Origin of the sequence: Streptomyces sp. CRCS-T-1 (assembly GCF_024442335.1) — a bacterium.
Taxonomy (GTDB): Bacteria; Actinomycetota; Actinomycetes; order Streptomycetales; family Streptomycetaceae; genus Streptomyces; species Streptomyces koelreuteriae.
In genome coordinates, this window is record NZ_CP101651.1 from 6,882,154 (window position 1) to 6,894,755 (window position 12,602).

A 12,602-nucleotide genomic window follows, 5' to 3' on the forward strand; every position below is an offset into this window, starting at 1 on the left:
GCGCAAAGGCGTTCTAGGCTCTTCCGTACCGCCGAGTCGCGCAGTGCGGGGACGGGCACCGCACACGCAACCGAGCGCCAGCGGTATCTGAGTGGCGCCCACGACCGAGGGTGCCGCCGGGCAAGGAGGGCCGCATGACCGTACGGCGAGTAATGGGCATCGAGACGGAGTACGGGATCTCCGTCCCCGGCCACCCCAACGCCAATGCCATGCTCACCTCGTCCCAGATCGTGAACGCCTACGCGGCTGCGATGCACCGGGCCCGCCGGGCTCGCTGGGACTTCGAGGAGGAGAACCCGCTGCGGGACGCGCGAGGCTTCGACCTCGCCCGCGAGGCCGCCGACTCCAGCCAGCTCACCGACGAGGACATCGGCCTGGCCAACGTGATCCTCACCAACGGTGCGCGGCTCTACGTCGACCACGCGCACCCCGAGTACAGCGCCCCCGAGGTGACCAACCCCCGGGACGCCGTCCTCTGGGACAAGGCCGGCGAGCGGATCATGGCCGAGGCCGCGGAGCGGGCCGCGCAGCTGCCCGGTGCCCAGCCGATCCATCTGTACAAGAACAACACCGACAACAAGGGCGCGTCCTACGGCACGCACGAGAACTATCTGATGAAGCGGGAGACCCCCTTCTCGGACATCGTGCGCCATCTGACGCCGTTCTTCGTCTCCCGTCAGGTCTTCACCGGGGCGGGCCGCGTCGGCATCGGCCAGGACGGGCACGAGCACGGCTTCCAGCTCAGTCAGCGGGCCGACTACTTCGAGGTGGAGGTCGGCCTCGAGACGACGCTCAAGCGCCCGATCATCAACACCCGCGACGAGCCGCACGCGGACGCCGAGAAGTACCGCCGCCTGCATGTGATCATCGGCGACGCGAACCTCTCGGAGATCTCGACCTATCTGAAACTGGGCACGACGGCTCTCGTCCTGTCGATGATCGAGGACGGTTTCATCGCGGTCGACCTCGCCGTCGACCAGCCCGTCCGCACCCTGCACCAGGTCTCGCACGACCCGTCGCTCAAGCGGCTGGTCACCCTCCGCAGCGGCAGGACGCTCACCGCGGTCCAGCTCCAGATGGAGTACTACGAGCTCGCCCGCAAGTACGTGGAGGAGCGGTTCGGGGCCGACGCGGACGACCAGACCAAGGACGTCCTGGCGCGGTGGGAGGACACCCTCACCCGTCTGGAGCACGACCCGATGAGTCTCGCCGGCGAGCTGGACTGGGTCGCCAAGCGGGAGCTCATGGAGGGCTACCGGCGCCGGGACAGCCTCGACTGGGACGCGGCGCGACTGCACCTGGTCGACCTCCAGTACGCCGACGTGCGGCCCGAGAAGGGCCTGTACAACCGTCTGGTGGCCCGCGGGCGCATGAAGCGGCTGCTGACCGAGGCGGACATCGAGCGGGCCCGTACGGCGCCGCCTGAGGACACCCGCGCGTACTTCCGCGGTCGCTGCCTGGAGCAGTACGCGGACGACGTCGCGGCGGCCTCCTGGGACTCGGTGATCTTCGATCTGCCGGGCCGCGACTCCCTGCAGCGGGTTCCAACCCTGGAACCGCTTCGCGGAACGCGTAATCACGTCAAGGAGCTCCTGGACCGCTGCCGCACGGCGGAAGACCTGGTCAGGGTCCTGTCCGGCGGATGATCGTGTTCAGTGGGTACTCGGGAGGAGGCGGCCGGACAGGGTGGAAAATCCCAGGTCCGGGAATCATCGAGGTGGTCCCCGTACGTTGGAGCAACTGCGGGGCCATTGTCAGACCCGGCGAGTAGGGTCTGATCTTGACCGAGCAACTGTGTCGGGCGAACCGAGCGGGGTGAGGGATATGGCGACCAAGGACACCGGCGGCGGACAGCAGAAGGCCACCCGGTCCACCGAGGAGGTCGAGGAGCAGGCGGCGGAGACGCAGGCTTCCGAGGACCTCAAGGAGCGTCAGGAGAAGCTGAGCGACGACGTGGACTCGGTCCTGGACGAGATCGACGACGTCCTCGAAGAGAACGCCGAGGACTTCGTGCGCTCCTTCGTTCAAAAGGGTGGCCAGTAAGGCGCCTTTGCCTTCATTCCGAAGGTGAGCGGGTCTGGGTGACGGACGGGCGGGGCGCGGAGCGCTGTGCGCGGGGCAGTGAGCGAGTGACGCCCTCGTGTGCGGCGCTCCGGGCGTCGGTGCCGTCCCGGGCCCGGGCGGCCTCCGCCGGTCGTGCGCGGCCGGCAAGTGCGGCGTCGATCCGGTGGAGTTGGTCCCGCCGGACATGTGGATCACCGCCGAAGGACGGGTAGGGTCCGAGGCATACCGTGCCCCCGGTCGCAACCGGACCGGGGTTGTTCCAAGGATCGGCCCGACGTCACAAGGCGGGCTGTCGCATACGTGGAGGGAATCGCGTGGAAGCCAACACTCGTAGCACCGGGCGTCTACCAGCTGCCTTCCTGACGCCGGGGTCCTCCTCCTTCATGGACTTCCTCTCCGAGCACCAGCCGGAGATCCTGCCCGGCAACCGGCAACTGCCTCCCACCCAGGGCGTGATCGAGGCACCGCACGGGACCACCATCGTCGCCGTGACGTTCCCCGGAGGCGTAGTGCTGGCCGGTGACCGCCGGGCGACCATGGGGAACGTCATCGCGCAGCGGGACATCGAGAAGGTCTTCCCGGCCGACGAGTACTCCGCGGTGGGCATCGCCGGCACGGCGGGTCTGGCCGTGGAGATGGTGAAGCTGTTCCAGCTGGAGCTGGAGCACTTCGAGAAGGTCGAGGGCGCGCAGCTCTCCCTCGAGGGCAAGGCGAACCGGCTGTCGACGATGATCCGCTCCAACCTCGGCATGGCCATGCAGGGCCTGGCCGTGGTGCCGCTGTTCGCGGGGTACGACACGGGCCGCGACAGTGGCCGGATCTTCTCGTACGACGTGACGGGCGGCCGCTCCGAGGAGACGAACTTCGCGGCCACCGGCTCGGGCTCGATCTTCGCGCGCGGCGCCATGAAGAAGCTCTTCCGTGACGACCTGACCGAGGAAGAGGCCACGACCCTCGTCGTCCAGGCCCTGTACGACGCGGCCGACGACGACTCGGCGACGGGCGGTCCCGATGTCGCCCGCCGGATCTACCCGATCGTCACCGTGATCACCGAGGACGGCTTCCGCCGGCTCACCGACGAGGAATCCTCCGAGATCGCCCGCTCGATCCTGGCGCGGCGTCTGGAGCAGCCGGACGGCCCGCGGGCCTCGCTGCTGTAGGCAGCGGCCGGTTCTTGTCAGCCGGTTCTTGTCAGGTGATCCAGTGACATCCACAGAAAGGGACGGATAACCGGTGTCGACGCCGTTCTATGTTTCACCTCAGCAGCAGATGGCCGACCGGGCGGAGTACGCCCGCAAGGGCATCGCCCGTGGCCGCAGCCTGGTCGTGCTGCAGTTCGCCGACGGCATCGTGTTCGTCGGCGAGAACCCGTCCCGTGCGCTGCACAAGTTCAGCGAGATCTACGACCGGATCGGTTTCGCGGCCGCCGGCAAGTACAACGAGTACGAGAACCTGCGGATCGGCGGGGTGCGGTACGCCGACCTGCGGGGGTACACCTACGACCGCGACGACGTCACGGCCCGTGGCCTGGCCAACGTCTACGCGCAGACCCTGGGCACGATCTTCTCCTCCGCCGGTGAGAAGCCGTACGAGGTGGAGCTGGTGGTCGCCGAGGTGGGGGAGACCCGGGAGGGCGACCAGCTCTACCGTCTCCCGCACGACGGCTCGATCGTGGACGAGCACGGCTCGGTCGCGGTGGGGGGCAACGCGGAGCAGATCAGCAGCTACCTGGACCAGCGCCACCAGGACGGTATGACGCTGGCCGAGGCCCTGAAGCTGGCGGTGCAGGCGCTGTCGCGCGACACCAACGGCACGGAGCGGGAGATTCCCGCGGAGCGGCTGGAGGTGGCGGTGCTGGACCGTACGCGGCCGCAGAAGCGCAAGTTCAAGCGGATCGGGGGGCGGCAGTTGGCTCGTCTCCTGGGCGCGGAGGGAGACGGCGGCGAGGAGGACTCGGCGTCCGAGGACGCCGAGTAGTTCGGTTCGATCGTTCGCGTCGCGCGTCCTGGTTGCTGGTGCGGCCGGGGCGCGCGGTGCGTGTGCCTGCGGCGCCTGTGCGGGTGCGGGTAGCGCCTATCGCCGGGTGGTGGGTCGGGGCCGCGCCGGGGGGTGTCCGTCCTCGGAACGGCGCGATGGGGTGAGAGACCAATTGACTGGCGTTGACGCGCCAACCGCTGCGGGCGGACACCCCCCGACACGTCCCCTTCCGTGGTCCGGCGCCTGCGGGTCCGCTCAGCTGCGGGCATGCGTGCCGCTAGGGGCGGCACGGGTGGGCGCAGCGGCACCTCGTCGCGCCGAGTTGCGCACCCACCCGGCACCAGCAGCGACGCCCAGGGGCTAGGGCAGGCCTGGTGGTGCTGTGGAGCCCCGTACGACCAGCGTCACCGGGATGTCACCGGCCTCGGGGGGACGGCCCTCCATGACGGCCAGCAGGGCCCGCATGCCCCGTTCTCCGAAGAGTTCCGCGTCCAGGCGGACCGTCGTCAGCTCCGGGTCGATCGCCGTGGCCAGGGCCAGATCGTCCAGGCCGGTGACCGAGACGTCGTCCGGGACGCGCAGGCCGAGGCGGCGGATCGCCTTGTACGCGCCGGCGGCCAGTTTGTCGTCGTCGCAGACCAGGGCGGTGGGGCGCGGACCGGGGAGTGAGAGGGCGGACTCCGTGGCGGTCACGGCGCCCTCGATGGAGATCGGTGCGCGGGCCGTGCGGATCGACGTACCGGGGACTTCGCGAAGCCGGCTCGCCAGTTCCCGGGCCCGAACCTCGAAGGTCCAGGACGGTACATCCGCCGCCAGATGGAGGAAGCGGCGGTGGCCGAGGGACAGCAGGTGTTCCGCGATCTGGCGGACACCGTCGGCGATGTCCAGATTCACGGTCGCCGCACCCAGGCTCCCCGCAGGGTCGCTGTCCAGCATCACCAGCGGCAGCTGGTCCCCGCGGATCGCGGTGAGCGCGTCGGCGGCCATGGAGGAGGCGATCACGCCGTCCAGGGCGGCCTGGGCGGAGGCGAAGGGGTCGCGGGCGGGGCCGACGCCCTCGGGGGAGGGGTAGAGGACCACGCCGAAACCGTGCTCGGCGGCGACGCGGGCGGCGCCCGTGTAGACGCCCGCGAAGAACTCCGTGGTGAGGGCCGGGACCACCAGGAGGACCGTGCGGGTGCGGCCCAGGCGCAGGTTGCGGGCGGCCAGGTTCGGGCGGTAGCCGAGGTCGCGGGCGGCCTCGCGGACCCGCTGCGCCGTCGTCTTCGAGACACGGCCGCGCCACTTGTCGCCCAGGACCAGGGAGACCGCCGCCTGGGAGACGCCGGCGGCCTGGGCGACGTCCCGGCTCGTGGGGCGGGTGCTGCCTCGTGCCACCGTCGGGCCGCTCCTTCGTCTGGACTGTCGAACAGCGGACATGGTACGTATGAATCGTTGACGTTATACGTAAAACCTAGGGCGGGGACATGGCTACGGGATACCTGGAGATCCTTCGGGCGCGGCATGCCGCCCGGCTGCTCGTCGGCACGCTCGTGGGCCGGCTGCCCAATGCCACCGGCGCCATCGCGATCCTGCTGTTCGTGCGGGCGGAAGGCGGTTCGTACAGCCTGGCGGGGGCGCTGGCGGGTATGTACGGCGTCGCCAACGCCGTGGGGCAGCCGGTGCTGGGCAGGCTCGTGGACCTGCGCGGGCAGCCGCGCGTGCAGTTGCCGGCGGCTGTGCTGTCGGGGCTCGCCATGGCCGTGTTCGCCTTCGCCGGGATCGGGTCGCTGCCGGTCGCCTATGCCGCCGTCGCGGGCGCGGGGCTCTTCACGCCGCCCCTGGAGGGCGGGCTGCGGGCCCTGTGGTCGTCGGTCCTCCGGAAGGAGGACCAGGTGCACACGGCGTACGCCATGGACGCCGTGGCCCAGGAGGTGATGTTCACCGTCGGGCCGCTGCTCGTGACGCTGTGCGTGTCCCTGTGGTCGGCCCAGGTCGCGCTGCTGGTGGTGAACGTGGTCGGGGTGCTGGGGGCGCTGTCCGTGGCAGTCTCGCCGCCCTCGCGTGCCTGGCGGTCGGCGCCGCGGGAGGCGCACTGGCTGGGCGCGCTGCGCTCGGCGGGGCTGCTGGCGCTGCTGGCGGCGTTCCTGTTCATCGGGATGGCGCTCGGATCCATCACCGTCGCCTCGGTGCCCTACGCCGACGCGCACGGCGGTGACGCCGTGTACGGCTGGATGATGGCGGCCCTGGGGTTCGGTGCGCTGGTCGGCGGCACCGTCTACGGGGCCCGGCAGTGGGCCGGTGAGCCCGCGCGGCGACTCCAGGTGCTGGTAGCCCTTCTGGTGGTGTGTTACCTGCCGCTGCTTCTGATGCCGGACGCGGTGCCCATGGTGGCGCTGACCGCGCTCGCCGGTGTCTTCCTCGCACCCGCCATCGCCTGCGCGTTCGTCCTGGTCGACCGTCATGCCCCGCGCGGCACGGTCACCGAGGCGTTCTCCTGGCTGGTGACCACGTTCACCGTGGGCCACTCGGTCGGAGCGGGCGTCGCGGGGCCCGTCGTGGAGACGGGCGGGGCCCTGTGGGGCTTCGCCGTGCCGGGTGTCGCGGGTGGCGTGTCCCTGCTGGTTTTGGCCGCCACAGGACGGGTACTCGCAGCTCCCGGCGGGGGAGGGGTTGTTGTGTCCGGTTCGGAAAATGATCCAAACCGTGCCCCCGAACCCCGTTTCAGTTCAGGGGATCGGGCGTAATGTTCCCTCATGGACCGCCGCATTTTCGGGCTGGAGAACGAGTACGGCGTCACGTGCACGTTCAGGGGACAGCGCCGCCTGTCTCCTGACGAGGTGGCGCGGTACCTCTTCCGCCGTGTCGTGTCATGGGGCCGCAGCAGCAATGTCTTTCTGCGAAACGGCGCCCGCCTCTATCTCGACGTGGGCTCACATCCGGAATACGCCACACCGGAATGTGACAACGTGACCGAACTGGTCACCCACGACAAAGCGGGCGAGCGCATTCTCGAAGGACTCCTGGTGGACGCCGAACGACGCCTGCACGAGGAGGGAATCGCGGGCGACGTCTACCTCTTCAAGAACAACACCGATTCGGCGGGCAACTCCTACGGCTGCCACGAGAACTATCTGGTCGCCCGGCACGGGGAGTTCTCCCGACTCGCGGACATTCTCATTCCGTTTCTCGTGACGAGGCAGCTGCTGTGCGGTGCCGGCAAGGTGCTGCAGACGCCGCGCGGGGCCGTCTACTGCGTCAGCCAGCGCGCCGAGCACATCTGGGAGGGCGTCTCCTCGGCGACGACCCGCTCCCGGCCGATCATCAACACGCGCGACGAGCCGCACGCGGACGCCGAGCGCTACCGTCGCCTGCACGTCATCGTGGGCGACTCCAACATGTCCGAGACGACCATGCTGCTCAAGGTCGGCGCCACCGACCTGGTGCTGCGCATGATCGAGGCGGGCACCGTGATGCGCGACCTGACCCTGGAGAACCCGATCCGGGCGATCCGCGAGGTCAGCCACGACATCACCGGCCGGCGCAAGGTGCGCCTGGCCAGCGGCCGCGAGGCCTCCGCCCTCGAGGTACAGCGCGAGTACTACGAGAAGGCCGTGGACTTCTGCGAGCGCCGCGGCATCCGCACCGGCACCGTCGAGCAGGTCCTGGAGCTCTGGGGCCGCACGCTGGACGCGATCGAGGCCGAGGACCTCGACCGTATCGGCACCGAGATCGACTGGGTCATGAAGTACAAGCTCATCGAGCGGTACCGCAGCAAGAACAACATGACCATGTCGCACCCGCGGGTCGCGCAGATAGACCTCGCCTACCACGACATCCACCGCCGTCGTGGCCTGTACTACCTGCTCGAGAAGAAGGGTCAGGCAGCACGGATCTGCAACGACTTGAAGATCTTCGAAGGCAAGTCGGTTCCGCCGCAGACCACTCGGGCCCGGCTGCGCGGCGACTTCATCAGGCGCGCCCAGGAACAGCGCCGTGACTTCACGGTCGACTGGGTTCACCTCAAGCTCAACGACCAGGCCCAGCGCACGGTCTTGTGCAAGGACCCGTTCCGTTCGGTGGACGACCGGGTGGAGAAGCTGATCGCCGGAATGTGAGGAATTGCTCCGGCGCGGAATTAGCCGGAACGCCACACGGGCGCCGTACGTTACAAGTACGGCGCCCTGCTCACGCCGTAGAGTTGCGCGCACGCCATCAACGAGATCGATCGATTACGAGGCCCCCACAGTGCGCCGACGCTCACTTCTCATCTCTGTACCCGCAGGACTGGCCACACTCGCCGCGTGCGGCGACGACAAGTCGGATTCGAGCAAGGCCAGCGACAGCCCTTCGCCCTCGCCCTCGGCATCGGCCCCGTCCTCGGCGCCGCCGCCGAAGATCGTGGACGGTCCGCTGCCGGCGGTGACCGCGGGCACCAAGTTCGACGAGAAGCCGACGATCGCCAAGGGCAGCGGAGAGCCGTCGAAGCAGCTCGCGGTGAAGACGCTGATCGCGGGCAGCGGCAAGAGCATCGCGGAGAACGACTTCGTCGTCGCGAACTACCTGGGCCAGGTCTGGAGCACCGCCAAGGTCTTCGACAACTCCTACGACCGCAAGACCCGCCTGGCCATCCAGCTCACCCAGGGCCAGATCATCGACGGCTGGCGGTACGCGCTGGCCGGCAAGAAGGCCGGCAGCCGCGTCGAGATGGCCGTCCCGCCCACCTGGGGCTACGGCTCGCAGGGCAACCCGCAGGCGGGCATCAAGGGCACCGACACGCTGGTCTTCGTCGTCGACGTGCTGGACACCTTCAACTCCAAGAGCTCCGCCGACGGCGAGAAGGTCGCCCAGGACAATGCGGACCTGCCCAAGGTCGGCACCAACACCGACGGCAAGGCCCCCTCCATCGAGGTGCCCAAGGCGACCGCCCCGAAGAAGCTCGTCGCGGAGTACATCCTGGAGGGTGACGGCGAGAAGGTCGCCGCCGACGACAGCGTCCTCGTGCAGTACAAGGGCGTGCTCTGGGACGGCGGCAAGGAGTTCGACTCCTCGTACGCCAACAAGCAGCTCGTGTCGTTCTCGCTCCAGCAGGTCGTCAAGGGCTGGGCGCAGGGCCTGACCGGCAAGAAGGTCGGCAGCCGGGTCCTCATCGTCATCCCGCCGGCCCTGGGCTACGGCGACAACCCGCCGCAGGGCAGCGGCATCAAGAAGGACTCCACGCTGGTCTTTTCGGTGGACATCCTCGCGAAGCTGTGACGTGCGGGGGATGTAAGACTGTGCGTGTTCGCCTTTTCGCAGACAAGCAGGAGCTACAGACGTGAGCATCGACAAGCCCGAGGTCGACTTCCCGGGCGGCGAGCCCCCGGCGGACCTCGAGATCAAGGACATCTGGGAGGGCGACGGCCCGGTCGCGCAGGCCGGCCAGACCGTCACCGTCCACTACGTCGGAGTCGCCTTCAGCACGGGCGAGGAGTTCGACGCCAGCTGGAACCGCGGCACCCCGTTCCGCTTCCCGCTGGGCGGCGGCCGGGTCATCCAGGGCTGGGACCAGGGCGTGCAGGGCATGAAGGTCGGCGGCCGCCGCCAGCTGACCGTCCCCGCGCACCTCGCGTACGGCAACCAGAGCCCGACTCCTCTGATCAAGCCCGGCGAGACGCTGATCTTCGTGGTCGACCTGCTCGGGGTCTGAGCAAGGTCCGTACAGACTCGATCACGTGGGGCCCATGCCTGTTCGGGCATGGGCCCTCGGCTTTGCCGGGCCACCGCGGGGCGGTACGGTCATCGTCGTCAAGCACCATAGGGAGGCGAAGGGCGCCGATGGCCATTGCCAAGGCAGAGCGGCTGATGAACCTGGCGCTGTGTCTGCTCGGGACGCGGCGGCCGCTCAGCAAGCGTGAGCTGCGCGATTCCATCGAGGCCTACGTCGAGGCCTTCGGACCGGGGAACGGCGCCGGCGGGTCCGAGGACTCCTTCAACCGCATGTTCGAGCGCGACAAGGACGACCTGCGCGAACTCGGACTGGTCATCGAGACCGTCGAGAGCCTCGAAGGCGAGATCGGCTACCTGGCCCGGCGCGACAGCAACCGCCTCCCGCCCATCACCCTGGACGCCGAGGAGGCCGCGGCCCTCGGGGTCGCCGCCAAGGTGTGGCAGCAGGCCCGGCTCGCCGGCGCGGCCAGCGGTGCCCTGCAGAAGCTGCGCGCGGCGGGCCTGCCCGAGGACGTCGACCCCTACGGGCCGCACGGCGCGCTGGAGCCGCGGATCCCCGTGCACGAGGCGGCGTTCGAGCCGCTGATGCTCGCCTGCCGGGACCGCCGCCCCGTCGTCTTCGACTACCGCAAGGCCACCGCCGCCCACCCCGAGCAGCGGCACGTGGAGCCGTGGGCGCTGGAGTGCTGGCGCGGCCACTGGTACCTCGCGGGCTGGGACCGCGACCGGGGCGCCGAGCGCGTCTTCCGGCTGTCCCGGATCACCGGCAAGGTCCGCTCACGCGGCGGCCGGTACACCGCCGACGTGCCGGACGTCGTCACCGTCCGTGAGACCGTGGCGAGCTGGGCCGGGGAGATCGCCGACCGCTCCGCCCGGATCCGGCTGCGCTCGGGCGCGGGTTACCCCCTTCGGGCGAAGGCCACCGCCGTACGGGAACTCGGGGACGGCTGGGACGAGTTGGAGATTCCGTACGGCCACGGGCTGGACGCCTGGCTGGTGGAGTTCGGGCCGGACGTGGTCGTCCTGGAGCCCGCGGAGCTGCGGGCCGACGTGGTGGACCGGCTGCGCGCCGTGGCCAAGGGCTGAGGGGGAGCGGAGCAGAACAGTGGCAGGTAAACCGGTCAGGCCCGTGAACGCCATCGACCAGACCCGGCGGATGCTCTCGCTGGTGACGTATCTGAAGGAGCGTCCCGGCGCCCGCGTCGAGGACGTCGCGCGCGCCTTCGGCATCACCGAGGACGAGCTGGTCTCCGACCTCGATGTGCTGCCCATGTGCGGCACCAGCTTCCGCGGCGGCGACCTGCTCGACATCGACACCGACGGCGAGCGCATCTGGTGGCACAACGCGGCCGCCCTGGCGGCGGAGGCCGCCGAGCCGCTCAGACTCGCCGCCGACGAGGCCACCGCCCTGCTCGTCGCCGCCCGGGCCGTGGCCACGCTGCCCGGACTGCGCGAGAGCGACCGCCAGGCGCTGCTGCGGGCGACGGCCAAGGTGGAGACCGCGGCCGGCGAGACCGCGGGCGCCAGCTCGCGCCTGTCGGTGACCTTCGAATCCGAGGGCGGGGTCTTCGCGGACGTCGACCGGGCGATCGCCGAGCGCCGCCGCCTGTGGATCCGCTACTACTCGCCCGCGCGCGACGAGGTCACCGAGCGGGAGATCGACCCCATCCGCCTGGTCAGCGTCGGACACACCTACGTCGAGGCCTGGTGCCGGCGCTCGGAGGCGCGCCGTACGTTCCGGCTCGACCGGGTCGCCGAGATCAAGATCCTGGACGAGCCGTCGGCACCGCCGGAGATCGAGCTGCGGGACCTGTCGGAGGCCCTGGTGCAGCCCGCGGCCGAGGACCCGGAGGTCGTGGTCGAGGTCGGACCCGGCGGCCGCTGGGTCGCCGAGTACTACCCGCACGACAGCGCGGACGACCTGCCCGACGGCGGCCTGCGGATCACCCTGCGCACGCCCGACCCGACATCGCTCCGCCGCCTGGCACTGCGGCTCGGCCGGGACGGCCGCATCGTCTCGCCCCCCGAGCTCGCCGACAGCGCCCGCGAAGCGGCCCGCGAAGCACTGGCGGCTTACGACGGCATCGAGACGGCCGGGGCGTCCGGCGGGGTGCAGCCGGCCGAGGCCGGTGAGCCGCGCGGCATGAGCGCGGCACGCCCCGTTCCGGACGGGCCGGACGGCGGACGCGAGTGACGCGCGGGTGCCCGCGGCGTGGACGGCCGAGTGCGGCCGCCCTCGGCATCGGCTGCGGTGCCGGGGCGGGGACCTGGCCGAGATCGGCGGTGAGCCGGGGGCGTCGGCGGCCGCGTGCTGTCGCCCCTGACATGGGCCGTGGTGCTGGGGCACGGGCCGGGCTGAGATCGGTGGTGAGCCGGGGTTGTCGGCGGCTGGGTGTGGCCCCCTCGGCATCGGCTGCGGTGCCGGGGTGCGGGCCTGGCCGATGTCTGTGGTGAGGCGGGCTGGTCGGATGTCAGCCGGGCGGAGCGTAGGCGGGTCAGCCGGGTGGACCGTAGGCGTGTCGCCCGAGGAAGAGGAGCGAGGGCTGTGAGCGAGTCGGTGGCGCCCGGTGTGCGTGGCATGACGGTGGAGTCCGCGTTCGCCGGGATGACGAGCGTGTCCCCGGTGGTCTTCAAGGCGGGCTGCCCGGACTGCCGGGAGCGCTTCGAGCTCACCGCGGCCGCGCTGCGCCTCGCCATCGGTGCCACCAGCCGCACCACCTTCTACTCCTTCACCTGCCCGGAGTGCGGCGCGTCCGTCCGCAAGCCCGCGGGGGAGCGGATCGTCGAGCTGCTCACCGGCGGCGGTGTGCGGACCCTGCGGCTCGCTCCGACTCCCTGAGGGTCTGGGCGTCCGCCCCTCCGGGAGGGTCTAG

13 protein-coding genes are annotated in these 12,602 nt (G+C 70.4%); 12 read left to right on the forward strand and 1 reads right to left on the reverse strand.

The window, feature by feature from the left end; all coding sequences use genetic code 11:
• The first annotated feature begins 134 nt into the window (after positions 1 to 134).
• The 5 genes from dop (at position 135) to prcA (ending at position 4,041) form a co-directional block, all read left to right on the forward strand.
• Entirely contained in the window at positions 135 to 1,646 is a 1,512-nt protein-coding gene (gene dop / locus NNW99_RS31170) for a depupylase/deamidase Dop (RefSeq protein ID WP_370869169.1), read from the forward strand.
• Positions 1,647 to 1,824: 178 nt separating this feature from the next.
• A complete protein-coding gene (locus NNW99_RS31175) occupies positions 1,825 to 2,043 on the forward strand; it encodes a ubiquitin-like protein Pup (protein WP_019757212.1) in 219 nt (72 codons plus the stop codon).
• A gap of 168 nt (positions 2,044 to 2,211) precedes the next feature.
• On the forward strand, positions 2,212 to 2,427 hold the full coding sequence (locus NNW99_RS31180) for an endonuclease domain-containing protein (RefSeq protein WP_370869170.1): 216 nt from the start codon (positions 2,212 to 2,214) through the stop codon (positions 2,425 to 2,427).
• Positions 2,379 to 3,224 (forward strand): proteasome subunit beta, encoded by an 846-nt coding sequence (gene prcB / locus NNW99_RS31185; protein ID WP_215122497.1) that lies wholly within the window; start codon positions 2,379 to 2,381, stop codon positions 3,222 to 3,224. Before NNW99_RS31180 ends, prcB begins: the two co-directional genes overlap by 49 nt.
• A 73-nt stretch (positions 3,225 to 3,297) precedes the next feature.
• A complete protein-coding gene (gene prcA / locus NNW99_RS31190) occupies positions 3,298 to 4,041 on the forward strand; it encodes a proteasome subunit alpha (protein ID WP_215122498.1) in 744 nt (247 codons plus the stop codon).
• 360 nt (positions 4,042 to 4,401) lie between these two features.
• Here the strand turns inward: prcA and NNW99_RS31195 are convergent, their stop codons facing one another.
• Positions 4,402 to 5,418 carry a LacI family DNA-binding transcriptional regulator gene (locus NNW99_RS31195; protein WP_215122499.1) on the reverse strand — a complete coding sequence of 339 codons (1,017 nt, stop codon included), beginning with the start codon at positions 5,416 to 5,418 and terminating at the stop codon, positions 4,402 to 4,404.
• An 89-nt stretch (positions 5,419 to 5,507) separates the two neighbouring features.
• Here NNW99_RS31195 and NNW99_RS31200 point away from each other — a divergent pair, with 89 nt between their 5' ends.
• The 7 genes from NNW99_RS31200 to NNW99_RS31230 all read left to right on the forward strand — a co-directional run bounded on the left by NNW99_RS31200 (position 5,508) and on the right by NNW99_RS31230 (position 12,568).
• Entirely contained in the window at positions 5,508 to 6,767 is a 1,260-nt protein-coding gene (locus tag NNW99_RS31200; RefSeq protein ID WP_215122500.1) for an MFS transporter, read from the forward strand.
• Between the two features lie 9 nt (positions 6,768 to 6,776).
• Entirely contained in the window at positions 6,777 to 8,138 is a 1,362-nt protein-coding gene (gene pafA / locus NNW99_RS31205; RefSeq protein ID WP_184597419.1) for a Pup--protein ligase, read from the forward strand.
• Between the two features lie 130 nt (positions 8,139 to 8,268).
• Positions 8,269 to 9,276: an FKBP-type peptidyl-prolyl cis-trans isomerase gene (locus NNW99_RS31210; RefSeq protein WP_215122501.1), complete on the forward strand. Its 1,008-nt coding sequence runs from the start codon at positions 8,269 to 8,271 to the stop codon at positions 9,274 to 9,276.
• A gap of 61 nt (positions 9,277 to 9,337) precedes the next feature.
• Entirely contained in the window at positions 9,338 to 9,709 is a 372-nt protein-coding gene (locus tag NNW99_RS31215) for an FKBP-type peptidyl-prolyl cis-trans isomerase (protein WP_189726573.1), read from the forward strand.
• Positions 9,710 to 9,837: 128 nt separating this feature from the next.
• The gene (locus NNW99_RS31220) at positions 9,838 to 10,815 is read left to right on the forward strand and encodes a YafY family protein (protein WP_215122502.1); all 978 of its coding nucleotides are present in this window, start codon (positions 9,838 to 9,840) and stop codon (positions 10,813 to 10,815) included.
• A gap of 19 nt (positions 10,816 to 10,834) precedes the next feature.
• Entirely contained in the window at positions 10,835 to 11,923 is a 1,089-nt protein-coding gene (locus NNW99_RS31225) for a YafY family protein (RefSeq protein ID WP_251057982.1), read from the forward strand.
• A gap of 351 nt (positions 11,924 to 12,274) precedes the next feature.
• Complete coding sequence (locus tag NNW99_RS31230; protein WP_215122504.1) at positions 12,275 to 12,568, forward strand: CpXC domain-containing protein; 294 nt, start codon at positions 12,275 to 12,277, stop codon at positions 12,566 to 12,568.
• Positions 12,569 to 12,602 lie beyond the last annotated feature (34 nt).

Bases quoted from the DNA above. Each gene is read 5' to 3' on its own strand.
- pafA (WP_184597419.1), top strand. From the start codon at position 6,777: ATGGACCGCCGCATTTTCGGGCTGGAGAACGAGTACGGCGTCACGTGC.
- NNW99_RS31200 (WP_215122500.1), top strand. From the start codon at position 5,508: ATGGCTACGGGATACCTGGAGATCCTTCGGGCGCGGCATGCCGCCCGG.
- dop (WP_370869169.1), top strand. From the start codon at position 135: ATGACCGTACGGCGAGTAATGGGCATCGAGACGGAGTACGGGATCTCC.
- NNW99_RS31175 (WP_019757212.1), top strand. From the start codon at position 1,825: ATGGCGACCAAGGACACCGGCGGCGGACAGCAGAAGGCCACCCGGTCC.
- NNW99_RS31220 (WP_215122502.1), top strand. From the start codon at position 9,838: ATGGCCATTGCCAAGGCAGAGCGGCTGATGAACCTGGCGCTGTGTCTG.